This is a genomic window from Cupriavidus laharis, assembly GCF_914271435.1.
GTDB classification, from domain to species: Bacteria; Pseudomonadota; Gammaproteobacteria; order Burkholderiales; family Burkholderiaceae; genus Cupriavidus; species Cupriavidus laharis.
Genome location: NZ_CAJZAI010000004.1, coordinates 118,025 through 140,011, shown reverse-complemented (window position 1 = coordinate 140,011; position 21,987 = coordinate 118,025). Strand labels below are relative to the sequence as shown.

Genomic DNA, 21,987 nt, shown 5'->3' with positions numbered 1-21,987 from the left:
CTCAGACGAGATTCATCACGGCATCGAGTTTGCTCCGCGTCTGAGCCGACTTGAACTTGCCGTAGTTCCGCTCGATCATCAACACGGACGTGCCGGTGATATCGGCCACAATCGCGCTGTCCATCCCGCCCATGATCATCTCGGAGATGGCCACGTGCCGGCAGGTGTACAGCACCACATCGTCGGGCAGCTTCGCTTTCTCGGCGGCCTCACGAAAGACCTTCTTCCACCAATCCTTGTGCCAGGCTGCGCCATCAGCACGCGTGAGCAGCAGCGCCTGCCCGATCTTGCCCTTGGCACATTCCGCGAAGAACTCCATCGCGGCGGTCGAAAGCATCATTGCGCGCTTGCCGGTCTTGCCATCAACGGCAAGCAGACCGTGTGCCTTGTCAAAGTCCGCGACAGTCGCCGTGGCGAGTTCGCCGGCACGCGCGCCGGTCAACAGCAGCGCGCGCACCAGGCGCTCGAGATCCGGCTCGCAGAACTTGAGCAACGCGCGTCGTTCTTCGACTGTCAGGTAGGCCTTGCGCTGCGCGTTCACATCCTTGAACGGCACCACGCCCTTCCAGGCGCCATCACTCGCTACGAGCTGATCCTTGAAGGCTAAATTCAGCGCGGCCTTGAACACCGCGAGATTCCGGTTCAAACCCACCTTCGCCTTGCGCATGTCCTCTTCGTCCTCGGGATCACGCGCATCGATGAAGTCGGACACCCACTTGCGCAAATCCTTCGCAGAGAGCTTGTCGAGGGCGATTTTGGCGATGGGTTTGCAGTCCACCTCGCGACGGTAGCGGGCGGCGGCGTCATCGGCCGCCTTCTTGCCCTTGGTGACACGCAGGTGCTTCACGTAGTCCGCGCACACATCGGCGACGGTGATGCGCTTCGGCGAGACGCCACGATCAAGGGCTTCGGCCCAGCGGTTGACTTCGCGCACGGCCGCCGCATAGGCGCCCTGCTTTCCGTCATCGTCAAGGACACCAAACGAGCGCGTGACGTAGGAGCCATCTTCCTGCTTGTAGCGGCCTTGCCACTGGCCTGCACTTTCGTCCTCGGTCATCTTCCGGTAGCCCACGGCAACGCCGGAGCGGAGGATATCCCAGTAGGGTTCGCGCCGAGGCACTAGGGATTGACGGGCGGTTTTGGTATCGATTTTGGTGGCCATGACAGGTACGGATTTCGGTACGGAGACGGCTGTGCATCAGACGGCAGGACAGCCAGGTACGGAGCAAAGTACGGAGATCTTACCGAATCATGGGGAATCAGAGTGATTCGCCAGTTGTATATAAATCAATGACTTAGCATCATCGAGACGCGCCTAGAATCGCCCAAAACAGGCCCGTCCTCCGTTCACACGGCAGGGGTCACAGGTTCAATCCCTGTACCACCCACCAGATTCCGGAAAAGCCAGCCTTGCGCTGGCTTTTTTCATTTCCCCGCCCAGCTTTCCCGCAGATTCCCCTGCAACGTCCTGGTTCCGATTAAAACAGCACCGTCTCATTCCGGCACGAGCCCCGCGCCAATACGGTAGTCCGCTCCACCACATACAGCAGGAGCGGGTTCATGCCGCAGTCTTCCCTTCACCCCCTGTCGCAACCGGCCACCACCACACAACCGGTATTCGCGTGGACCGGACACTACCCGGTATCGCCCGGCTGGTTCGAAGTCCGCCCCATACGCATTCCCCGCGACGCCAGGCCCGTCTACGACGAGGACCTCGACTGCATCACCGGCTACAACCGCACCTTCGGCCGCACGGCGCTCACCTACGACCTGCTGGGCGGTTTCGTTGCGATCGACGAATCTTGCGAAGCCAGACCGCAACAGCCCGCGGCGCCCTGTCTCGCCATCGGCGCCCTCTGGCAGCCCGAAGCCCGCGGCATGACGCGCGCCGGCTTCCAGGCCGAAGGCGCTGCGCTCAATGCGCGTACATGCGGCATCCTGCGCGAGCGTTTCATCCGGCTGTCCCGCCTGCCGCTGCATTTCTCCGTGGAGGCCCTGGCGGACATGCAGCAGGCCGAGCGCTTCGTGCCCCTGCATATCCTGAGGCTCGCGATACGATGCGGCTGTTGCGAGGCGCCGGCCGGCGACAACGAAGCCGCCACCGTGCGCTACACCGTCGGCATGACCCGAAAGCAGGTCCCGGCCTTGCTGGAACTGGCGGTCCGGCTCGCTGACCGTGCCATCCTGCGAATCCGCCAATGGCCTGTCGGTGCCCAGTGACGAGCGATACCGTCGCATCGTTGCCACCAATGCGCCGACCGAGTGCCGCAAGCCCCACAATGCCACGCGTCGCGCACCAGTGCGCGTGGCGATGGCGGGGACATCTGCTACCCTGAACGCCTGGTTCCGTACAAGAAGGGCGGGGTCGTCAGTCCAAATGCCCTGGGGCCGGAAACGGGTCAGTGCGCAGAAGAAGAAGCAAATCATGCGTCACTCAATAAAACTGCGGATGGCGGTGGCGACCGCCATGGTGGTTACGTTGATCATCGTGCTGCGGGCGCTGTCGTCGCAGTACTACGCGTACTTCAGCCTGAAGGAGATGCTGCAGAACCATCAGGACGCCCAGGTCAGGCTTGTCGCGGAACAGCTCGATGAAAAAATCGAGAGCCGAGCTTCCGTCCTGCGCCACATGGCCCAGCAGTTCGCGCCCATGCTTGCCGGTCGCCAGTCCGAACTCAGGCGCATCGCCGCGCAGATGCCGGACCCGCCAGACACCTTCAATGCCGTGTTCATGGCCAGCCCCAACGGTGAAATGATCTTCAGCACGGCCGTGCCCGAGGGGGTACGCATAAACCTGGGCGACCGCGACTATTTCCGCGCGATCGTCCGCGGCGCCCCACTGGCCGTTTCCGACCTGCTGGAAGGCAAGCTGACAAAGGCGCCCGGCATGGTGCTCGCCGTTCCGCTGCGCGGCCCCGGCGGCGAGTTGCGCGCGGTAGTCGGCGGTGTCATCAACCTGTCGCTGGACAATTTCCTGCACGAACTGGCGCGCAGCCCGGTTGGCGTCACCGGCAGCTACTGCCTGGTCTCCGCCGGCCCCCATCCGCGCTACGCCATGCACCGGAACCCTGCAAGACTCCTGACCCCCGCCAGGGCACTCGGCGAGACGTGTGGCGCGGAACAGCCTGAATCGTTCTGGGAGCCTATCCGTCCGCGCCAGCCGATCATCGCGCGCTACCTGCTGGAATCCAACGGCTGGGAACTGATTGCCGTGCTGCCGGCGGACGAGGCCTATGCCCCGCTGTTCGAGACGCGCCGCCGCGTATCGGTCATTGCCGGCATCTCGCTGTTGATCGCCAGCGCGCTGATGTGGCTGGTGATGTGGCGATTGCTGGCACCGCTGCAGCGACTGCACCGCGCAGTGCGCCGCGTCGCCGCCAACCCCGACGCCGCCGCGGAACTGCCGGTGGGCCGCGAGGACGAGATCGGCGAGCTGGCCGCCACGTTCGCCGAGGTCATGCACCAACTCTCGGAGCGCGAAGCCGCGCTGAAGACTGCCAAGGATCACGCCGCCGAGAGCGAAAAGCGCATCGAGGCCATCGCCAACCATGTGCCGGACTTCGTCTCGTTCATCGACATGAACGAGCGCTTCGTATTCGTCAACCAGGCCTATGCACGCCATTTCGGGCTGCCGGCCCAGCAGATCATCGGCCTGTCGCTGCGCGAGCTGTGGGGTACGCAGGCCTATCTGGCCTCGCGGCCGCACCTGGAGCAAGCCTTTGCCGGCAAGCCCGTCAAGTTCACGCGCGAAAGCCCGGATGGCTCCGAATGCATGCAGTTCACCTGCCAGCCGGCCTGGAACGACGCGCATGACGCCATCCATGGCCTGCACCTGTTCGCGCGCAATGTCACGAGCGAGCGCCAGAAGCTGCGCAGCCTGGAAGCGCAGACCGTGTCGGACCACCTGACCGGCCTGCTCAACCGCAAGGGCTTTGACCGGCGCTTTGCCGATGCGCTGGCGCACGCCGATGCGGGCGGACAGGCGGCCGCGCTGCTGCTCGTCGACCTGGACGACTTCAAGGCCGTCAACGACGGCTATGGGCACTCGGTCGGCGACCGCCTGCTGGTTGCCTTTGCCCAGCGCCTGACCGGCAGCGTGCGCAAGGACGACGCCGTGGCCCGCATCGGCGGCGACGAGTTCGCGGTGATCCTGGAGAACGTCGGCGATGCCCGCGCGGTCGAGCGCATCGCCAATACCATCGTGCAGGCTGCACTGGCACCGGTCGTCATCGACGGGCACGAACACGCCGCCACCGTCAGCGTCGGCTCGGCCATCCACCGGCCCGGGCAAGGCATGTCCGTCAGCGAGCTGTTCATGCGGGCCGACATGGCGCTGTATGAGGCCAAGCGCCACGGCAAGGCGCGCTATGCGGCGCCGTTGGCGGATGCGCCTGCCTGATGCACCACTGAGGCACCACTGAGCCAGGGCCCGGCACAGGCAGGCCCCGGTTCATTGCATCAGCGAACGCGCCCCTCCTTCCACGCCTGCAGCAGCTTGTCATAGGCGATGGTCTCGCCCTTCGGCTTCTCGTTGTCCAGCTTCTTCCACGGGGCGTGGTCGTTCGACAGCCACTTGGACGGGTCGCTCTTGGCATTGAGCTTGGGCGCGCAGTGGGTCATGCCCGCACGCTGCAGGCGGCCCATGACCTGGTCCATTTCCTCAGCCAGGTTGTCCATGGCGGCCTGCGGCGTCTTCTCGCCCGTCACGGCGGTGGCCACGTTCTTCCACCAGAGCTGCGCAAGCTTCGGATAGTCGGGCACGTTGGTACCGGTCGGCGTCCACGCCACGCGTGCTGGGCTGCGGTAGAACTCGATCAGCCCGCCGTACTTGGCCGCGTTCCTGGTCAGGTAGTCGTGGTGGATGTCGCTGTCGCGGATGAACGTCAGGCCGACCAGCGACTTCTTCAGCGACACCGTCTTGGCGGTCACGAACTGTGCATAGAGCCATGCCGCGGCCAGTCGGTTAGGATCGGTGTTCTTGAAGAAGGTCCACGAACCCACGTCCTGGTAGCCGTTCTGCATGCCCTGCTTCCAGTACGGGCCGTACGGTGACGGTGCCATGCGCCACTTGGGCGAGCCGTCGGCATTCACGACCGGCAGCCCCTTCTTGGTCATGTCGGCGGTAAAGGCCGTGTACCAGAAGACCTGCTGCGCGATCTGGCCCTGCGCCGGCACCGGGCCGGCTTCGGAGAAGGTCATGCCCGTGGCCTGCGGCGGTGCGAACTTCTTCATCCAGTCGATGTACTTGGTCAGCGCATAGACCGCTGCAGGGCTGTTGGTCGCCCCGCCGCGCGACACCGAGGCGCCTACGGGCGTGCATTTGTCCTCGCCCACGCGGATACCCCATTCGTCGACCGGCATGCCGTTGGGCAGGCCCTTGTCGGCCGTGCCCGCCATGGACAGCCAGGCATCGGTGAAGCGCCAGCCGAGCGACGGGTCCTTCTTGCCGTAGTCCATGTGACCGTACACCTTCTTGCCGTCGATCTCCTTCACGTCATTCGTGAAGAAGTTGGCGATGTCCTCATAGGCGGACCAGTTGGTCGGTACGCCCAGGTCATAGCCATACTTGGCCTTGAACTTGTCCTGCAGGTCCTTGCGCGCGAACCAGTCGGCGCGGAACCAGTACAGGTTGGCGAACTGCTGGTCGGGCAGCTGGTACAGCTTGCCGTCCGGCGCGGTGGTGAACTTGGTGCCGATGAAGTCCTTCACATCGAGGCCGGGGTTGGTCCACTCCTTGCCGGCGCCCGCCATGTAGTCCGACAGCGGCAGGATGGCACCGTAGCGATAGTGGGTGCCGATCAGGTCGGAATCGGAAATCCAGCCGTCATAGATGGATTTGCCCGACTGCATCGAGGTCTGCAGCTTCTCCACCACGTCGCCTTCCTGGATGATGTCGTGGTTCACCTTGATGCCGGTGATCTCCTCGAACGCCTTGGCCAGCGTCTTGGATTCATACTCGTGCGTGGTGATGGTCTCGGACACCACGTTGACCTGCGTCACGCCCTTGGCCTTGAGCTTGGCGGCCGCGTCGATGAACCACTTCATCTCGGCCAACTGCTTGTCCTTGGACAGAGACGAAGGCTGGAACTCGTTGTCGATCCACTTCTTCGCCTCGGCCTCGCCAGCCCAGGCGTGGCCACATGCCAGCGCGGCCGCACAGGCAAGGACTGTCATTCCTGACTTCACGTGCACGTTCATCAGTGTCTCCTCAAGAGTCCCCTCCCCGTTTGCTGTCCGGGCGCGGCCCCGGGGGGAAGGGATAAGCCGCATGTCCCATGAATGCCGTCGCGAGCCTGCCTTCAGCCCTTGCGCATGACCAGCAGCAGGACCAGCATCGACACGACGAAGCTGATCCAGATGGAAGGCTCTTCGACCAGCGAGAACCACTGCATGAGGTTCTCGCCAAGGCCCACCCACGCCAGGTTGATCCAGGCCGCGCACATCAGCCCGATGAACAGGCGGTCGCCACGCGTCGTGGCAATCGGCAGGAAGCCCTTGCGCAGTACGGCGGGCGAGCGGACCTCCCAGATCGTCATGACTGCCAGCATGACGACGATGCTGGCGAAGAACACCGCCACGGGCGTAGTCCATACCATCCAGCTCAGCATGAACGGTCTCCTTTCGTCCCAGGACTACACGCGCCCCATCGCGAAGCCCTTCGCGATGTAGTGGCGCACAAACCAGATCACGATGCCGCCCGGCACGATGGTCAGCACGCCCGCGGCGGCGAGCACGCCCCAGTCCATGCCCGACGCCGACACCGTGCGCGTCATGGTGGCCACGATGGGCTTGGCGTTGACCGAGGTCAGCGTGCGCGCCAGCAGCAGTTCCACCCAGCTGAACATGAAGCAGAAGAACGCCGCCACGCCCACGCCCGCCTTGATCAGCGGCAGGAAGATGGTCAGGAAAAAGCGCGGGAACGAATACCCGTCCACATACGCCGTCTCGTCGATCTCGCGCGGCACGCCGGCCATGAAGCCTTCGAGGATCCACACCGCCAGCGGCACATTGAACACCAGGTGCGCCAGCGCCACGCCAAGGTGCGTGTCCATCAGCCCGATGGTGCTGTAGAGCTGGAAGAACGGCAGCAGGAACACCGCCGGCGGTGTCATGCGGTTGGTCAGCAGCCAGAAAAAGACATGCTTGTCGCCGATGAACTGGTAGCGTGAAAACGCGTACGCCGCGGGCAGCGCCACCGTGATCGAGATCACCGTGTTCATGGCGACGTAGATCAGCGAATTGATATAGCCCGAGTACCACGAGACATCGGTGAAGATGGTTCGGTAGTGCTCGAGCGTGAATTCCGCCGGCCACAGCGACAGCGTGGAAAGGATTTCCTCATTGGTCTTGAACGACATGTTCACCATCCAGTAGATCGGCAGGATGGCGAACAGCAGGTAGACCAACAGGAATGCGGTGCGCCACCCCGTGGCGCGGTTGCGGGTATCAGCCATGGGGCATGTCCTCGCTGCCGGCGGTGCCCGCGCGCTGCATCCAGTTGTAGAGGATGAAGCACATGAGCAGGATGATCAGGAAATAGACGATCGAGAATGCCGCCGCCGGGCCCAGGTCGAACTGGCCGACGGCCTTCTGCGTCAGGTACTGCGACAGGAACGTGGTGGCGTTGCCCGGCCCGCCGCCCGTCAGCACGAAGGGCTCGGTGTAGATCATGAAGCTGTCCATGAAGCGCAGCAGCACCGCGATCATCAGCACGCCGCGCAGCTTTGGAAGCTGGATATAGCGGAACACGGCGAAGCGGCTCGCGCCATCGATCTGCGCGGCCTGGTAATAGGCATCGGGAATGGCGCGCAGGCCGGCATAGCACAGCAGCGCCACCAGCGGCGTCCAGTGCCAGACATCCATCACCAGCACCGTCACCCAGGCGTCGAAGGCGCTGCCGGTGTAGTTGTAGTCAAACCCCATGGCATCGAGCACGGCGCCCAGCAGGCCGATGTCCGTGCGCCCGAAGATCTGCCAGATCGTGCCGACCACATTCCAAGGAATCAGCAATGACAGTGCGACGATGACCAGCACGGCCGATGCCTTCCATCCTTTTGCAGGCATCGACAACGCCAGCAGAATGCCCAAAGGGATCTCCACCAGCAGCACCGCCAGCGAGAAGCCGAGCTGGCGCAGCAGCGCGTCATGCAGTTCGCTGTCGCGCAGCACGGTGCGGAACCATTCGGTACCGACGAACACGCGCCGCTCGGGCGAGATGATGTCCTGCACCGAATAATTGACGATGGTCATCAGTGGCAGGATGGCCGAAAACGCCACGCACAGCACCACCGGCAACACCAGCAGCCAGGCCTTCTGGTTGATGGGCTTCATTGCGGACTCCATGGCACCAGCATTTCATTCACGTAGTAGCAGGTGTGGCGGTGGAACACGGACAGCCACGCCGTCTCGCCGGGACGCAGCGCCGCCGCCTCCGCACCCAGTCGCGCACGCAGGGTGCCCGCCCGCGCCCCGGCCTCCTGCACGGCGCCGGTCACGAGCCAGTAGGTGCCAATGTCCTGCGCACGCTCCACGCGCACCGGTACAGCTTGCGTATCGCCGTCGCCGGCCAGGCGCACGTATTCGGGCCGCACGCCGACACGGAAGCTGCCTGCCTCCCGCAGCGCGCTGGCGACGGTATCAGGCAGGGGCGGCACGTAGCGGCGTCCGGCCATTTCGACGGCGCCGTCGCGCCAGCTGGCAGGCAGGAAGTTCATGCCCGGCGAACCGATGAAGTGCCCGACAAAGGTATGCGCGGGCCGTTCGAACAGCGCGTCGGCCGACCCGACCTGCACGGCCTTGCCGCGCGACATCACCACCACCTGGTCGGCGAAGGTCAGCGCCTCGGTCTGGTCATGCGTCACGTAGATCAGCGTCAGCCGGAATTCGTGATGGATCTCCTTGAGCTTGCGCCGCAGCTGCCATTTGAGTTGGGGATCGATCACGGTCAGCGGCTCATCGAACAGGATCGCGGACACATCGTGCCGCACCAGTCCGCGGCCCAGCGAGATCTTCTGCTTGGCGTCGGCCGCGAGCCCGCTGGCGCGCCGGTCCAGTGACGCCGACAGATCCAGCATCTCGGCCACGCGCCCTACCCGTTCGCGCACCTGCGCGGGCGGCACGCCGCGATTGCGCAGCGGGAAAGCCAGGTTCTCGCCAACAGTCATGGTGTCGTAGACCACCGGGAACTGGAACACCTGCGCGATGTTGCGTGCCTGCGGCAGGTCGGCCGTCACGTCGCGGCCATCGAACAGGATACGGCCCTGCGACGGCTGCAGCAGCCCCGAAATGCAGTTCAGCAGCGTGGTCTTGCCGCAGCCCGACGGGCCCAGCAAGGCATAGGCACCGCCGTCTTCGAAGCTGAATTTAAGCGGCAGCAACGCGTAGTCCTCGTCGGAGCGCGGGTTGGCCAGATAGGAATGGGCCAGGTCCAGGTCGATACGCGCCATCTCAGCCCCCCGTCACCGCGCCGGCAGGCGGAACATCGGCCGCCAGCCCGCCGGGCCGGCGCGGCGCGCAAATGCGCCGGCCACCATCATCGAACACGTAGAGCTGGGCCGGCAGGAGATGCAGCGTCAGCGGCGCGCCCAGCCTCAGGTCGAACACGCCGGCGAACTGCGCGACCAGGTTGCCCACGGGCGTGTCGGCGTGCACGAACGTATCCGAGCCGGACAGCTCCGCCAGCGCCACGCGGCCTGGCACCGGCACCGATCCCGGCACGCTTTCGAGGCGCAGCGCCGCGGCGCGCACGCCCACAGTGACAGGCCCGGCGTGGTTGCCCGCCTCGGGGACGGGCACCGAGATGTCGTCCGACAGCGTGACCCAGCCGCCCTGCAACGTGCCTTCGATCAGGTTCATCGGGGGATCGCTGAAGGCGCGCGCCACGCGCAGCGAATCGGGATAGTGGAAGACCTCCGGCGTCGGGCCGTATTGCAGCAGCTCGCCGGCGTCGAGCACTGCGGTGTATCCGCCCAGCAGCAGCGCCTCGGCGGGTTCAGTGGTGGCGTAGACCACGGTGGCATCGCCTTGCGCGAACAAGTGGGTCAGTTCCTCGCGCAGTTCTTCGCGCAGCTTGTAGTCAAGGTTGACCAGCGGTTCGTCCAGCAGCATCAGCGGCGCGCCCTTGGCCAGCGCACGGGCCAGCGCCACGCGTTGCTGCTGACCGCCCGACAGCTCGGCCGGATAGCGGTCAAGCAGGTGGTCGATATGCAGCCTGGCAGCCAGCGACCGCACGCGGGCGGCAATGTCATTGCGGTCAGCCTGCCGCCGCAGCCGCAGCGGCGACGCGATGTTGTCGAATACGCGCAGCGACGGGTAATTGATGAACTGCTGGTACACCATCGAGACGTTGCGCTCGCGCACCGGCACGCCGGTCACATCAACACCGTCCACCAGCACGCGGCCCGAGCTGGGCCGGTCCAGGCCGGCCATCACGCGCATCAGGGAAGTCTTGCCCGCCTGCGTGGCGCCCAGCAGCACGGTGACCGCCCCTGCCACCGGGACAAGCGACATCGGGTAAAGGCAGGGCTGCGAGCCCGCTTGCTGCGCAATGCCCTCCAGACTCAGCTGCATCCGATCTCCATGTTCGAAATGCCTCTTACACCACAGGAACTCGCGCGCCTCACGCGCACAATGCTTGGCTTTACGCTCGTTTTAGTAAATAAACGAAAATAAAACAATAGTGCAACGCATCATTTGTTTTCGTTTTGGTTTGAACTAGAATGCCCGGCATGACCTTCAATCCCCGCCAGACAGCCCTTCTCGAAGAAGTCCGCAGCCAGGGCTTTGCTTCCATCGATGCACTCGCACGCAAGTTCGGCGTGACGCTGCAGACCGTACGGCGCGACGTCAACCTTCTGGCCGAAACCGGCATGCTCGCGCGCTTCCACGGCGGGGTGCGGGTCGAGGGCTCGACCACAGAGAACATTGCCTACCGGCAGCGGCAAGTGCTCAATGCAGAAGGCAAGGTGCGCATTGCGCGCGCGGTGGCCAAGGCGGTGCCGGAAGGCTGCTCGCTGATCCTGAACATCGGCACCACCGTGGAAGAGATTGCCCGCGCGCTGATGCACCACCGCGGCCTGCGCGTGATCACCAACAACCTGAACGTGGCCAATATCCTGGCGGACAACCCGGACTGCGAAGTCATCGTCGCCGGCGGCGTACTACGCTCGCGCGACCGTGGCGTCGTCGGCGAAGCCACCGTCGAGTTCATCCGCCAGTTCAAGGTCGATATCGGTCTGATCGGCATATCGGGCATCGAGGCCGACGGCACGCTGCGCGACTACGATTTCCGCGAGGTCAAGGTGGCGCGGACCATCATGGAGCATTCGCGCGAGGTGTGGCTGGCCGCGGACGCCAGCAAGTTCCATCGCCAGGCCATGGTGGAACTGGCGCACCTGTCGCAGGTGGACAGGCTGTTCACCGACCAGCCGCTGGCGGCCCCGTTCGGGCAGATCCTGGCAGACAGCGGAGTGAACTGTGTGGTGGCGGACCAGGACTGAAATTATCGCCACGGCGGCGCGCGGCAGTGTCCACCGGCCGGCCGGCGCAATGCGCGCCGGCGGCACGCTGCGGGAATTACTTGAAGACGACCGTCTTGTGGCCGTTCAGCAGGATGCGGTGTTCCGCATGCCATTTGACCGCGCGTGCGAGCGCCACGCACTCCACGTCGCGGCCGACGGCCGTGAGCTGCTCCGGATCCATGCTGTGGTCGACGCGCTCGATTTCCTGCTCGATGATCGGGCCCTCGTCCAGGTCGGCCGTCACGTAGTGCGCGGTCGCGCCGATCAGCTTTACGCCGCGGTCATGGGCCTGGTAGTAAGGCTTGGCGCCCTTGAAGCTCGGCAGGAACGAATGGTGGATGTTGATCGCACGGCCCGCCAGCTTGCGGCACAGGTCGTCGGACAACACCTGCATGTAGCGCGCCAGCACCACCAGGTCGATGTTCTGGTCGCGCACGACTTCAAACACGCGGGCTTCCTGCGCGGCCTTCTGTTCGGCCGACGCGTTCATCAGCGGCAGGTGGAAGAACGGCACGTCGTAGGACGCCGCCAGCTGGTAGAAGTCGCGGTGGTTGGAGACGATGGCCGCGATCTCGACCGGCAGCCCGCCCACCTTGGCACGGAACAACAGGTCGTTCAGGCAGTGGCCGATCTTCGACACCATGATCATCACGCGCGGCTTGGCCGCGGCGTCGAACAGTTCCCACTGCATGCCGAACTGGTCGCCCACCGGCGCGAACGCCGCCTTCAGCGCATCCAGGCCCGGGCCGCCGGCCGGCGGGGTGAAATGCACCCGCATGAAGAAGCGGCCCGTGAATTCATCGCCGTACTGGTCGGAATCGACGATATTGCAGCCGTGCTGGAACAGCAGGCCCGATACGGAATGGACGATGCCCGGCTGGTCCGGGCACGAAAGAGTGAGAATGAATCCGGTGTTGCTCATCGTGAATTGTTCTGTCGGGTGCGTGCGGCACAGGGCCGGGAGGGCGCAGGCAGGGCCCGTGGCCCGGCATCAGGCGGAATCGCCAGCGGATGCCAGCCAGCCGCGCCGGCGGAGGGCATCCAGCGTCACCAGTGTCGCATCGACCGTCATGGTGCCGGCCGACATGATAGCAAGCAATGCGGGGGGATCGATGCGGCGGTGTTCGGCCACCTCGCCGTCCTGGTTGTGCGGGATGAAGTCGGCGGGCAGCTCCAGGTCATAGATATAGACGTGTTCCCACTGCACGCCTTCCGGGATCTCGCGCAGCACTTCGATGCGGCCGTGCGCCTGCACGCCACGCGCCAGCGCGGGCGGGATGCCCGATTCCTCCTCGCATTCGCGCACCAGCGTGGCCAGCGGGTCGCTGCCGTGCGGCATGCCGCCTGCCACCAGGTTGTCCCACATGCCCGGGTCGACTGCCTTGGCAGGGCTGCGCCGCGAGATCCAGAAGATCTGCTCGCCGCGGACCACGCCATTCATGTGCGACGCGAACGTCAGCAGGCCAAGGAAGCGCGCCGCCGCGCGCTCCACCACGGCCAGCGCCGGGGCATCGAGTGCCGGCGTCACGGCAAACAGCTCATTGCGCCAGCCGCGCACGTGGCCCGCGTCGGCGAGCTGCCTTGCCAGGGCCTCCAGCGCCGCGCTGCGTACGGCGAAGTCGCCGCGGCCCGGCAGCAGGTCAACGCCGGGGCCGGACGGCGTGTCCTCTTCCGGCCCCAGCACGCAACCCATGCCGCGCAGGATGTCGGCGTGGGCGCGCGGCAGCCAGCCGACCTGCTGCCCCGACACCATCAGGCGCAGCTTGGTGGCGCGGTCGAACGGGCTGCGTGCAGCAATGGACGCGTCGATGGCGGCAAGGGTGGCGGTAGGCATCGGAAGACGCAAGTTGAGGTTTTTCAGGGACGAAAGGCATGAACCAGCAGACCACGCAGGCCGGGCAGCAGCAGTTCGTACTGGCGCTCGACCAGGGCACCAGCAGTTCGCGTGCCATCCTGTTCGATCACGCCGGCAACGTGGTACGGCTTGCCCAGCGCGAATTCCGCCAATATTACCCACATCCTGGCCACGTCGAGCACGACCCGTACGAAATCTGGCAGTCGCAGCTGGCGGTCGCGCACGAGGTCCTGAACGACGCCGGTATCTCGGCTTCGCAGTTGCGCACCATCGGCATCACCAACCAGCGCGAGACCACGGTGCTGTGGGACCGCAAGACCGGCGAACCGGTGGGACGCGCGCTGGTCTGGCAGGACCGCCGCACCGCGCCGATGTGCGAGGCGCTGCAGGCGGCCGGGCATAGCGAGATGATCCGCGAGAAGACTGGCCTCGTCGTCGACGCCTACTTCTCCGGCACCAAGCTGCGCTGGATGCTCGACAACATCCAGGGCGCGCGCGAACGCGCGCTGCGCGGCGAACTGGCCTTCGGCACCGTGGACAGCTGGCTGGTCTGGCAGCTTACCGACGGCGCGCGCCACGTGACCGACGTGTCCAACGCTTCGCGCACGATGCTGTTCAACATCCACACCTTCGAATGGGATGACGCGCTGCTGGCATTGCTCGACATCCCGCACAAGGTGCTGCCGGAGGTGGTGCCGTCCAGCGGCGAAGTCGCGCGGACGGTGCCCCGCCTGTTCGGCCTGGACGTGCCCATTGCCGGCATCGCGGGCGACCAGCAGGCGGCTACCTTCGGCCAGGCCTGCCTGTCGCCGGGCATGGCCAAGAACACCTACGGCACGGGCTGCTTCCTCCTGATGAACACCGGCCCGCAGCCGGTAGTCTCGCGCAACCGGCTGCTCACCACGATCGGCTGGCAGATTGGCGGGCAGACGCAATACTGCCTGGAGGGCGGGGTCTTCATGGGCGGCGCCACCATCCAGTGGCTGCGCGACGGCCTGAAGATCATCGAAAGCGCCCCCGAGGCCGAGCCACTGGCGCTCCAGTGCGACGACACTGGCGGCGTGGTGCTGGTGCCGGCCTTTGCCGGCCTGGGCGCGCCCCACTGGGATGCGTTCGCGCGCGGCACGCTGGTCGGCATGACGCGCGGCACCGGCCGCCCGCAGATTGCGCGCGCCGCGCTGGAATCGATTGCGCTGCAGAGCGTGGACGTGCTCGACGCCATGCGGAAGGACGCCGGCATCTCGCTGGCCGAACTGCGCGTGGATGGCGGCGCCTCGCGCAGCGACCTGCTGATGCAGATGCAGGCCGACCTGCTCGGCACGACCGTGGTGCGCCCGCGCGTCACGGAAACCACGGCACTGGGCGCCGCCTACCTCGCCGGGCTGGCCACCGGGTACTGGAGCGATCCGGCACAGATCGCCAGGCAATGGCAGGTGGAACAGCGTTTCGAGCCGAACCTGTCCAGCGACGAGCGCGCCCACCGGCTGGCCCGCTGGCACCGCGCCGTGGCACGGGCCCGCGACTGGGCGCGCGAAGACGACGAAGCCGCCGGCACCGCGAAACCTTGATTGCAGCGCCGCTCCCGCTCCCAACCACTACCCGAACGAGTCATGCAGAAAGTCCCGACCCCGATCCAGCCGCCCTCCCGCGCCGCCCTGCTCGCGAGCCTGGAACGGGAGCCCCGCTGGGACGTGATCGTCATCGGCGGCGGCGCCACCGGCCTGGGCACGGCCGTCGATGCCGCCTCGCGCGGGTATCGCACGCTGCTGGTGGAAGCGGCCGACTTCGCCAAGGGCACGTCGAGCAAGGCTACCAAGCTCGTGCATGGCGGCGTGCGCTACCTGGCGCAAGGCAATATCAGCCTCGTGCGCGAAGCCCTGCACGAGCGCGGGCTGCTGGCCCGCAACGCACCGCACCTGGTATGGCCGCTGGGCTTTGTCGTGCCGGCCTACCAGATGTTCGACCAGCCGTTCTATGGCATCGGCCTGAAGCTCTATGACATGCTGGCGGGGAACCTGAACCTGGATGGCAGCCGCTGGCTGAACCACCGCGAGGTGCTGGCCGCCGCGCCGACACTGGCCGAGCACGTGGGCGGACGCCCGCTGCGCGGCGGCAACCTGTACTTCGACGGCCAGTTCGACGACGCCCGGCTTGCGATTGCACTGATGCGCACGCTGTTCGACGTGGGCGGCACCGCCATCAACTACCTGCCGGTGACCGGCCTGTCGCAGCAGGGCGGCGTGGTCAACGGCGTGACCGTGCGCGATGCGCTGGGCGATGCCACCTTCCGCCTGCGTGCCGACTGCGTGGTCAATGCCACGGGGGTGTGGGTGGACGCCATCCGCCAGATGGAAGACGGCCAGGCGCGCACCATGGTCGCGCCAAGCCAGGGCGTTCACCTGACACTGCCGCGCAGCTTCCTGCCGGGCGACCGGGCCGTCCTGATCCCGAAGACCGATGACGGCCGCGTGCTGTTCGTGGTGCCATGGAACGGGCACACGATCGTCGGCACCACCGACACGCCGCGCAAGGACTTGCCGCTGGAGCCCAATGCCAGCGCCGACGACATCGACTTCATCCTGGATACCGCCGCGCGCTACCTGGCCCGCGACCCGGGCCGAGCCGATGTCACCAGTGTCTGGGCCGGCCTGCGGCCGCTGGTCAGGGCGACCGGCGAGGCATCGACGGCTTCGCTGTCGCGCGAGCACACCATCCTGGTGTCGCGCGCCGGACTGATCACGGTCACCGGCGGAAAGTGGACTACCTACCGCAAGATGGCCGAGGATGTCATCCAGACGGCCATCCAGCGCCAGATGCTGCGCGCCGCGCCGTGTGTGACGGCCGACCTTGCCCTGCACGGTGCCACCGGCCTGCCTGCGGACCTCCCGGCACCCAACTCGGTCTCGCCGGACCGCTACTATGGCAATGAACTGCCGGCATTGCGGGCCCTGCCCGGCAACGAGAACTTCCTGGCGCCGACGGCGGGGCTGACCGAGGCCCACGTGCGCTTTGCCGCCCGTCACGAACTCGCGCGCCGCGTCGAGGATGTGCTGGCCCGCCGCAACCGCGCGCTCTTCCTGGACGCCCGCGCGGCCCTGGAGGCCGCACCGCGCGTCGCGTCCATCCTGGCGGAAGAACTGGGCCACGACGAAGCCTGGCAGGCTGGCGAAGTAGAGAGTTTCCGCAAACTCGCCGCTGGATATATGCTTGCCTGAGTCGGCCGCCTGCTGCCATCAACGTTCCCGACAGGACAACCGACATGAGCCACTGCCCGAAGCCGTTCACCCTCCTCGCCCTGCTGCTGGCCGTGTGCGCCAGTGGCAGCGCATGCGCTGCCAGTGCTCCGGGCATCGACAACGTGCGCTTCCCCGAAGTTCGCACCATCCGATACCAGTGCGACAACGACAAGACACTGACCGTGCGCTACTTCAACAGCCCCGACAATCAGGCGGCCATCCTGCGGCTGGAAGGCAAGCCCGTGCTGGCGGTGAGCGTGATAAGCGGTTCCGGCGCGCGCTACGTGGGCGGCCGCTACGAATGGTGGACCAAGGGCGACGAGGGCACGTTGCGCGACCTGATGCAGACGGACGCCAATCCGCCCATGCTGGGCGGGTGCCGCGCGGTGCGATAGCGCGGCCCGCCATCGCCCGCCATTTGAGGCAACGGCATTCCGGGCGATAATGCGGGCAATTGCAACACGGAGAACACCATGGACGAGATTGAAGACCTGTCCGACCTGCCGATGCCGCGCTTCATCTGGGGCTTCGCGATTGCCGCGGGCAAGGGCGGAGAGGTCCTGCACGACGAATTCGAGTATCTGACTCACACGCGGAGCCCTCGCTTCACGTGCCGCGTGGTCGAACTCGAAGACATGCCGACCGACAGTGAGGAAGGCGACATCGACGGGCGCATCGTCCACCACGACGACCCGCGCCGCATGTTCTACATCACCGATGCCGGCATGGCACTGGTCAACTTCTCGATGATCGACAAGGTGCCGGACCGCCAGAAGCTCAAGAAGATCTGCGACGAAGCCATCGCCAACTGGATGCTGCGCCGCGAATTCCTCGGAGATGAGGAAGACGAGGAGTAAGACTCGCGCGCAGCGCGTTCAGGCATGCCGCCCGTGCTGCGCTAGGACTCGTCCCTTACCTCGATCAGGTCCGCCGCCACGCGCTGGATCTCCGCATACACCGGAATGGCCTCGAGCGGGCCCGTACATCCCACGGCCGTTGCCTGGCTTGCATCGGCGCCTGGCGGCAGGAACACGAAAGCCATGCCGGGCCGCCAGCCCGGATGGTTGCGCAAGCTGTCATTGAGGATGTCGAGATACTGAGCACGCGTGAAAACATGCTTTGCCATTGTCCGTCTCTCCGTGTCGGCTGCAGGCAGGCCAGATGGCCTGCGGGCGCTTCGCACTACCGCCGCGGGGATCGTAGCATGGCATGCAGCACACTTGTCACCGTGCAGGCTGCGGCGTCAATCCGTCATCCGGGATTGCGTCAGCATTCGCCCTTCTTGGCGTGGCCCGGCGGGCAGTGATACCCCTTCGGGCCCTTGCCGCGGTGATCGTCCCAGCGGCCGGGCACCAGAACCCAGCCGTCGCGCGACTGGATCCAGCGCGGAGACTCATAGACGTAGCCGGGCCGCTCACGCTCCCAGCGACCCTTCTTCCACGCATGCTTGTGGTGGTGATCGTCCCAGTCCCAGTAGCCGGGCATCCAGACATAGCCGGGGCGCGGCGCGGGCACGACCTCATACACCGGCGCCGGCGGCGGCACGCCAATGGCAATGTTGACCGAGACCTGGGCCTGTGCCGGGTGGCCAACGGCAAGTCCGCCGCAAACGAAGGCCGCAAGCAGGACCGCACGCGGCAGGACGCGAAAACGATTCGTCATGGAAACCCTTTCTTGTAGATGTGGCCCAAGTCTAACGCCGAAAGGGGCACATCCGTTGTAAGAAAGGGTATCCAGGCACAGGCTATGCCGTCGTGCCGCAGCGCGACGGCGCGATGGACTAATGGTCCGCAGCCATGGCCTTCAGTTCGGCATCGCCGGCAACCCGCGCGGCATCCGATGTCGTGAAGGTATCGTCGGAAACAATGGTGCGCCGGATCTGCTGGGCATTGAAATCGACCAGTGAAATGATCCAGACATAGCGGCCCGCCTGGGGCGCAGTCTGCACGAAAGCCTTCAGGCCGGAATGGGACTCACTCGCCATGATCCACCTCCTTGGAATGCGTGTCTGAAAAGACTAGCACAGCAGCACGACAGTTCCCCGAACCGTCGCCGCCCAGCTGATCAACCGGCAATGCGCCCGAGCGTGGCCACCGCGACGTTGAGCAGGCCCAGCACGAGATTGAGGCCGACGGCCTGCCGGATCCGGTTGAGCGCAGCGGCGGCAGCCTGCCATTCGCCGGCGTCCACGGTGCGCCGCAAGACAGGATAGGGCCCGAAGAAAACGAAGAGGAATATTGCGGCCATTACCACGCCGATGGCCGCCATCAGGTGCCAGTTGGGCGGTGCCGAAGCCATGCCGACATTGGCCATCATGGCACCGCCACTGAGCAGGATCAGCACCACCGCCGCCCAGATCCAGCGGAAGAAGCGGTCGAATACCCCGCGCCAGAGCCGCAGCCGCGAAGGCGGGTCCAGCACCTGCCCCGCGACAGGTCGCAGGCACAGATAGGCGAAGAACATGCCGCCCACCCATACGACGGCGGCTATCACATGCAGGAACAGGAGGATCGGCAGGAAAGTCATCGTTTTTGTGCGGGGACAAGCGGGTACAAGCGCTGCGGGCGCCGGGACCTGCATTCTATGCCTCACGCGCATTAACGTGCGCAAAGATGCCGCGGGGCCTGCCTCCGGGATTCAGGATTGCTGCGGCGCTGCCAATAACCGCCCATAACCGCCCATAACCGCCAATAACCGCTCCTGACAATGCCGGTAACCGCCCCCAACCTGCGCCCGGCGGGACCAAAATCAGAACGCAGTTGCGGCATGGCGCCAGGCAGCCGGCCGGTGCATGCCTTGACCGCCCGGCGCTGCCGCCGGGACAATACTTTCGCCACGCCGCCTGCACCCCGGAACCGTACGCGGTAGGAACGCAAGCGCATTCCCTCCCGAAGCGTGCCCAGGACAACCCGATCAGGCCGTACGCACATTCCGTCCACCTCATGGCTCGCGCCCCAGCCAGAATCCGCTCCAGGCGGAACCAAAGCCCCTTCCGCTGCTGCCTGCACCTGCTGGCGGCCGTCGTGCTTGCCATCGTGCCGGCCGTGTTGCCGCCCGGCGTGACTGCGCAGCCTGTCCCGCAACGCGCCGACATGGTTGCGCGGGTGGTCTTCAGCCTGCTCGGCTATGCGCGCTGGCCGTCGGAACGCGAGTCGATCCGCCTTTGCGTGGACAACACCAGCCGGTATCCGGCGCGGCTGCTCGAAGGCGGTACGCTGAGCAACGGCCGCCAGGTGCGCACGCGCGAGGTCGATGTCATGTCGGAACCGCTCGCCGGCAACTGCGATGCGCTCTATCTTGGCACCATGACCGACGCGCGGCGCCAGCGGCTTGCCGCGGAACTGGCCGGCCGGCCCGTGCTGGTGATCAGCGAAGAGGACTTCGAGTGTGAGGTTGGCAGCATGTTCTGCCTGAACATCCGCGAGAACCAGGTGTCGTTCCGCGTGAATCTCGATTCGCTCGCCCGCAGCGGTGTCCATGTTCATCCGGCCGTGCTGCAACTGGGCCGGCGCAGGGGCGCATCGTCATGAAGCCCGGATCAAGGCCTGCCAATGGCCGGCAACGCCCTACCCTCTACAGCGCGCTGCGCCGCATCCACCTCGGCGTGGCGCTGCTGGCCGTCTGCATGGCAGGGCTCTCGCTCACCGCGCTGGGCCTCACGGCACTGCGGGTCTATGCGGACCACAACCTGCGCCTGGTGGCGCGCTCGATTGCCTATACGCTCGAGGCACCCGTGGTATTCCACGACAAGGCTGCCACCGGCGAGACGCTGGCCCTGATTGCCGCCTCCGAAGACGTTTCCCGCGCCACCGTGCTGGATCTCGACAACCGCGTCCTGGCGGAATGGCAGCGCCCCGGCCACGAACGCCGCGACGGCTTGCGGTACGCGATCGGGGAATTCCTCGGCACCGGCGTGATCGAACAGCCGATCCTGCATGACGCCCAACCGGTCGGCACCCTGCGCATGACCGGCGACCCGTCCAATCTTCTGTACTTCGTGCTGCAGGGCGGGCTGGGCCTGCTCGCCTGCCTGCTGCTTACCGCCGTCAGCGCACACTACATGTCGAGCCGCATGCTGGTGCAGATCGTCGAACCGCTGCGCGACCTGATGCGCGTGGCCCACGCCGTACGTTCGGAGCGCGACTTTGCCCAGCGCACGCCGCCGGCCCGCATCGAGGAACTGAATGCGCTCGGCGACGACTTCAACGGCCTGCTCGATGAGCTGGAAACCTGGCAGAACCAGATGCAGCACGAGAACCGCTCGCTGGCGCATCGCGCCAGCCACGACGCGCTGACCGGCCTGCTCAACCGCCCCGCCTTCGAGGAAGTCCTGGAACTTGCGGTACGCACTGCGGCTGCCAGCGCCGCCTATGCGGCCCTGCTCTATCTCGACAGCGATGACTTCAAGGGCATCAACGACCGCTTCGGGCATGCCGCGGGCGATACCGTGCTGGCAGCCCTCGCGCAGCGCATCCGTGCAAGCGTACGCGAAGGCGATGTGGTCGCCCGCCTGGGCGGCGACGAATTCGCCGTGCTTACCACCTCCTTGCGCGCACCGGCGGACGCCATCCAGATCGCCGAGCAGGTCCTGCAACGGATCCCCGAGCCTATCCATTTGCCCGATGGCACCCGCATCACGGCTTCGCTTAGCATTGGCATAGCCGTGTTTCCGGTGCATGCGCTGGGCAGCCAGGGGCTATTGCATGCGGCCGATGCGGCCATGTACGGCGCCAAGCGCCGATCTGGCGGGACCTGGCAGAGTGCCGAGCCACGCCTGGAGGCCAGCCGGGACCAGCCATGACGCCTGCCCACCGATCCGCTACGGCAAGCCAGTTGCCGCATGCCAGCCCGTCGGATAGACGCGGGCTGGCGGCGACCGTGTTGCTGGCGGTACTGGTAGCGATGGCTGCGGCGCTGTCGGGCTGCCGCACCACGCCCCCGCCACGGGGCCTGACGCCGGAACAGGTGGCGGTACTCCAGCAGGAAGGCTTTACGCTGACGGATATGGGCTGGGAACTCGGCCGGTCGGAGAAAATCCTTTTCGGCTTTGACGAAGACGTAATCCCCCGGGACCGCATCGCCGGCATTTTTCGCCTTGCCCACGCGCTGACCGGTGTCGGCATCGACCACGTGCGCGTGGATGGCCACACCGATGACATCGGCACGGCGGAATACAACCAGCGGCTTTCCCTGCGGCGCGCGGAAGCGGTGGCCAGGGTGCTGGTCACCGCCGGTTTCGAACGCCGGAACATCGAGGTACGCGGAATGGGCAAGCGCCAGCCGGTGGCAGACAACCGCACCGCCGCCGGCCGAGCAGAGAACCGGCGCGCTTCCATCGTGGTGACGGTGGAATAGCCAGACCGGATGTGTCGCGGCC

General features: G+C 66.0%; 23 protein-coding genes. 10 read left to right on the top strand and 13 right to left on the bottom strand.

The genetic code is table 11. From position 1 onward, the window contains the following. Position 1: 1 nt before the first annotated feature. A complete protein-coding gene (locus LDO29_RS10575; RefSeq protein WP_224079740.1) occupies positions 2-1,162 on the bottom strand; it encodes a tyrosine-type recombinase/integrase in 1,161 nt (386 codons plus the stop codon). Positions 1,163-1,560: 398 nt separating this feature from the next. On the opposite strand from LDO29_RS10575, the gene LDO29_RS10570 reads away from it, so the two are divergent. Both LDO29_RS10570 and LDO29_RS10565 read left to right on the top strand, forming a co-directional pair. After that, on the top strand, positions 1,561-2,220 hold the full coding sequence (locus LDO29_RS10570; protein WP_224079739.1) for a hypothetical protein: 660 nt from the start codon (positions 1,561-1,563) through the stop codon (positions 2,218-2,220). A gap of 205 nt (positions 2,221-2,425) precedes the next feature. Beyond that, entirely contained in the window at positions 2,426-4,399 is a 1,974-nt protein-coding gene (locus tag LDO29_RS10565; protein WP_224079738.1) for a sensor domain-containing diguanylate cyclase, read from the top strand. Positions 4,400-4,458: 59 nt separating this feature from the next. Here LDO29_RS10565 and LDO29_RS10560 read toward each other — a convergent pair whose 3' ends face one another. The 6 genes from LDO29_RS10560 to LDO29_RS10535 all read right to left on the bottom strand — a co-directional run bounded on the left by LDO29_RS10560 (position 4,459) and on the right by LDO29_RS10535 (position 10,569). After that, complete coding sequence (locus LDO29_RS10560) at positions 4,459-6,174, bottom strand: ABC transporter substrate-binding protein (protein WP_224080040.1); 1,716 nt, start codon at positions 6,172-6,174, stop codon at positions 4,459-4,461. Between the two features lie 125 nt (positions 6,175-6,299). Then, entirely contained in the window at positions 6,300-6,608 is a 309-nt protein-coding gene (locus tag LDO29_RS10555) for a DUF2160 domain-containing protein (RefSeq protein WP_224079737.1), read from the bottom strand. Positions 6,609-6,632: 24 nt separating this feature from the next. Next, positions 6,633-7,454, bottom strand: coding sequence for a carbohydrate ABC transporter permease (locus tag LDO29_RS10550; RefSeq protein ID WP_224079736.1), 822 nt, complete (start codon positions 7,452-7,454; stop codon positions 6,633-6,635). Then, entirely contained in the window at positions 7,447-8,331 is an 885-nt protein-coding gene (locus LDO29_RS10545; RefSeq protein ID WP_224079735.1) for a carbohydrate ABC transporter permease, read from the bottom strand. The genes LDO29_RS10550 and LDO29_RS10545 overlap by 8 nt, the downstream gene beginning before the upstream one ends. Continuing rightward, positions 8,328-9,446, bottom strand: coding sequence for an ABC transporter ATP-binding protein (locus LDO29_RS10540; protein ID WP_224079734.1), 1,119 nt, complete (start codon positions 9,444-9,446; stop codon positions 8,328-8,330). Before LDO29_RS10540 ends, LDO29_RS10545 begins: the two co-directional genes overlap by 4 nt. Position 9,447: 1 nt before the next feature. Continuing rightward, a complete protein-coding gene (locus LDO29_RS10535) occupies positions 9,448-10,569 on the bottom strand; it encodes an ABC transporter ATP-binding protein (protein WP_224079733.1) in 1,122 nt (373 codons plus the stop codon). 158 nt (positions 10,570-10,727) lie between these two features. Between LDO29_RS10535 and LDO29_RS10530 the strand changes: the two genes are divergently transcribed. Beyond that, positions 10,728-11,498, top strand: coding sequence for a DeoR/GlpR family DNA-binding transcription regulator (locus LDO29_RS10530; RefSeq protein ID WP_224079732.1), 771 nt, complete (start codon positions 10,728-10,730; stop codon positions 11,496-11,498). Between the two features lie 76 nt (positions 11,499-11,574). Here LDO29_RS10530 and purU read toward each other — a convergent pair whose 3' ends face one another. Both purU and LDO29_RS10520 read right to left on the bottom strand, forming a co-directional pair. Next, on the bottom strand, positions 11,575-12,441 hold the full coding sequence (gene purU, locus LDO29_RS10525) for a formyltetrahydrofolate deformylase (RefSeq protein WP_224079731.1): 867 nt from the start codon (positions 12,439-12,441) through the stop codon (positions 11,575-11,577). A gap of 69 nt (positions 12,442-12,510) precedes the next feature. Then, complete coding sequence (locus LDO29_RS10520) at positions 12,511-13,353, bottom strand: NUDIX hydrolase (RefSeq protein ID WP_224079730.1); 843 nt, start codon at positions 13,351-13,353, stop codon at positions 12,511-12,513. A gap of 38 nt (positions 13,354-13,391) precedes the next feature. On the opposite strand from LDO29_RS10520, the gene glpK reads away from it, so the two are divergent. The 4 genes from glpK (at position 13,392) to LDO29_RS10500 (ending at position 17,467) form a co-directional block, all read left to right on the top strand. Then, entirely contained in the window at positions 13,392-14,942 is a 1,551-nt protein-coding gene (gene glpK / locus LDO29_RS10515; protein ID WP_224079729.1) for a glycerol kinase GlpK, read from the top strand. Positions 14,943-14,984: 42 nt separating this feature from the next. Next, positions 14,985-16,589: a glycerol-3-phosphate dehydrogenase/oxidase gene (locus tag LDO29_RS10510; protein WP_224079728.1), complete on the top strand. Its 1,605-nt coding sequence runs from the start codon at positions 14,985-14,987 to the stop codon at positions 16,587-16,589. A gap of 44 nt (positions 16,590-16,633) precedes the next feature. Further along, positions 16,634-17,005, top strand: coding sequence for an MliC family protein (locus LDO29_RS10505; RefSeq protein WP_224079727.1), 372 nt, complete (start codon positions 16,634-16,636; stop codon positions 17,003-17,005). 78 nt (positions 17,006-17,083) lie between these two features. Next, positions 17,084-17,467: a hypothetical protein gene (locus LDO29_RS10500; RefSeq protein WP_224079726.1), complete on the top strand. Its 384-nt coding sequence runs from the start codon at positions 17,084-17,086 to the stop codon at positions 17,465-17,467. A 41-nt stretch (positions 17,468-17,508) separates the two neighbouring features. On the opposite strand, the gene LDO29_RS10495 is transcribed toward LDO29_RS10500, so the two are convergent. The 4 genes from LDO29_RS10495 to LDO29_RS10480 form a co-directional block, all read right to left on the bottom strand. Beyond that, positions 17,509-17,736: a hypothetical protein gene (locus LDO29_RS10495; protein WP_224079725.1), complete on the bottom strand. Its 228-nt coding sequence runs from the start codon at positions 17,734-17,736 to the stop codon at positions 17,509-17,511. A 140-nt stretch (positions 17,737-17,876) separates the two neighbouring features. Beyond that, positions 17,877-18,272 carry a YXWGXW repeat-containing protein gene (locus tag LDO29_RS10490; RefSeq protein WP_224079724.1) on the bottom strand — a complete coding sequence of 132 codons (396 nt, stop codon included), beginning with the start codon at positions 18,270-18,272 and terminating at the stop codon, positions 17,877-17,879. A gap of 118 nt (positions 18,273-18,390) precedes the next feature. Beyond that, a complete protein-coding gene (locus tag LDO29_RS10485; protein ID WP_224079723.1) occupies positions 18,391-18,594 on the bottom strand; it encodes a hypothetical protein in 204 nt (67 codons plus the stop codon). An 80-nt stretch (positions 18,595-18,674) separates the two neighbouring features. Then, on the bottom strand, positions 18,675-19,136 hold the full coding sequence (locus LDO29_RS10480) for a DUF4149 domain-containing protein (RefSeq protein WP_224079722.1): 462 nt from the start codon (positions 19,134-19,136) through the stop codon (positions 18,675-18,677). A 416-nt stretch (positions 19,137-19,552) separates the two neighbouring features. On the opposite strand from LDO29_RS10480, the gene LDO29_RS10475 reads away from it, so the two are divergent. From LDO29_RS10475 to LDO29_RS10465, 3 genes are read left to right on the top strand one after another with little or no spacing between them, the layout of a single operon-like run. Next, positions 19,553-20,140 (top strand): YfiR family protein, encoded by a 588-nt coding sequence (locus tag LDO29_RS10475; protein ID WP_224079721.1) that lies wholly within the window; start codon positions 19,553-19,555, stop codon positions 20,138-20,140. Beyond that, positions 20,137-21,411, top strand: a complete 1,275-nt coding sequence (locus LDO29_RS10470) for a diguanylate cyclase domain-containing protein (protein WP_224079720.1) — start codon at positions 20,137-20,139, stop codon at positions 21,409-21,411. Before LDO29_RS10475 ends, LDO29_RS10470 begins: the two co-directional genes overlap by 4 nt. Then, positions 21,408-21,965 carry an OmpA family protein gene (locus LDO29_RS10465; protein ID WP_396022652.1) on the top strand — a complete coding sequence of 186 codons (558 nt, stop codon included), beginning with the start codon at positions 21,408-21,410 and terminating at the stop codon, positions 21,963-21,965. The genes LDO29_RS10470 and LDO29_RS10465 overlap by 4 nt, the downstream gene beginning before the upstream one ends. Positions 21,966-21,987: the final 22 nt, after the last annotated feature.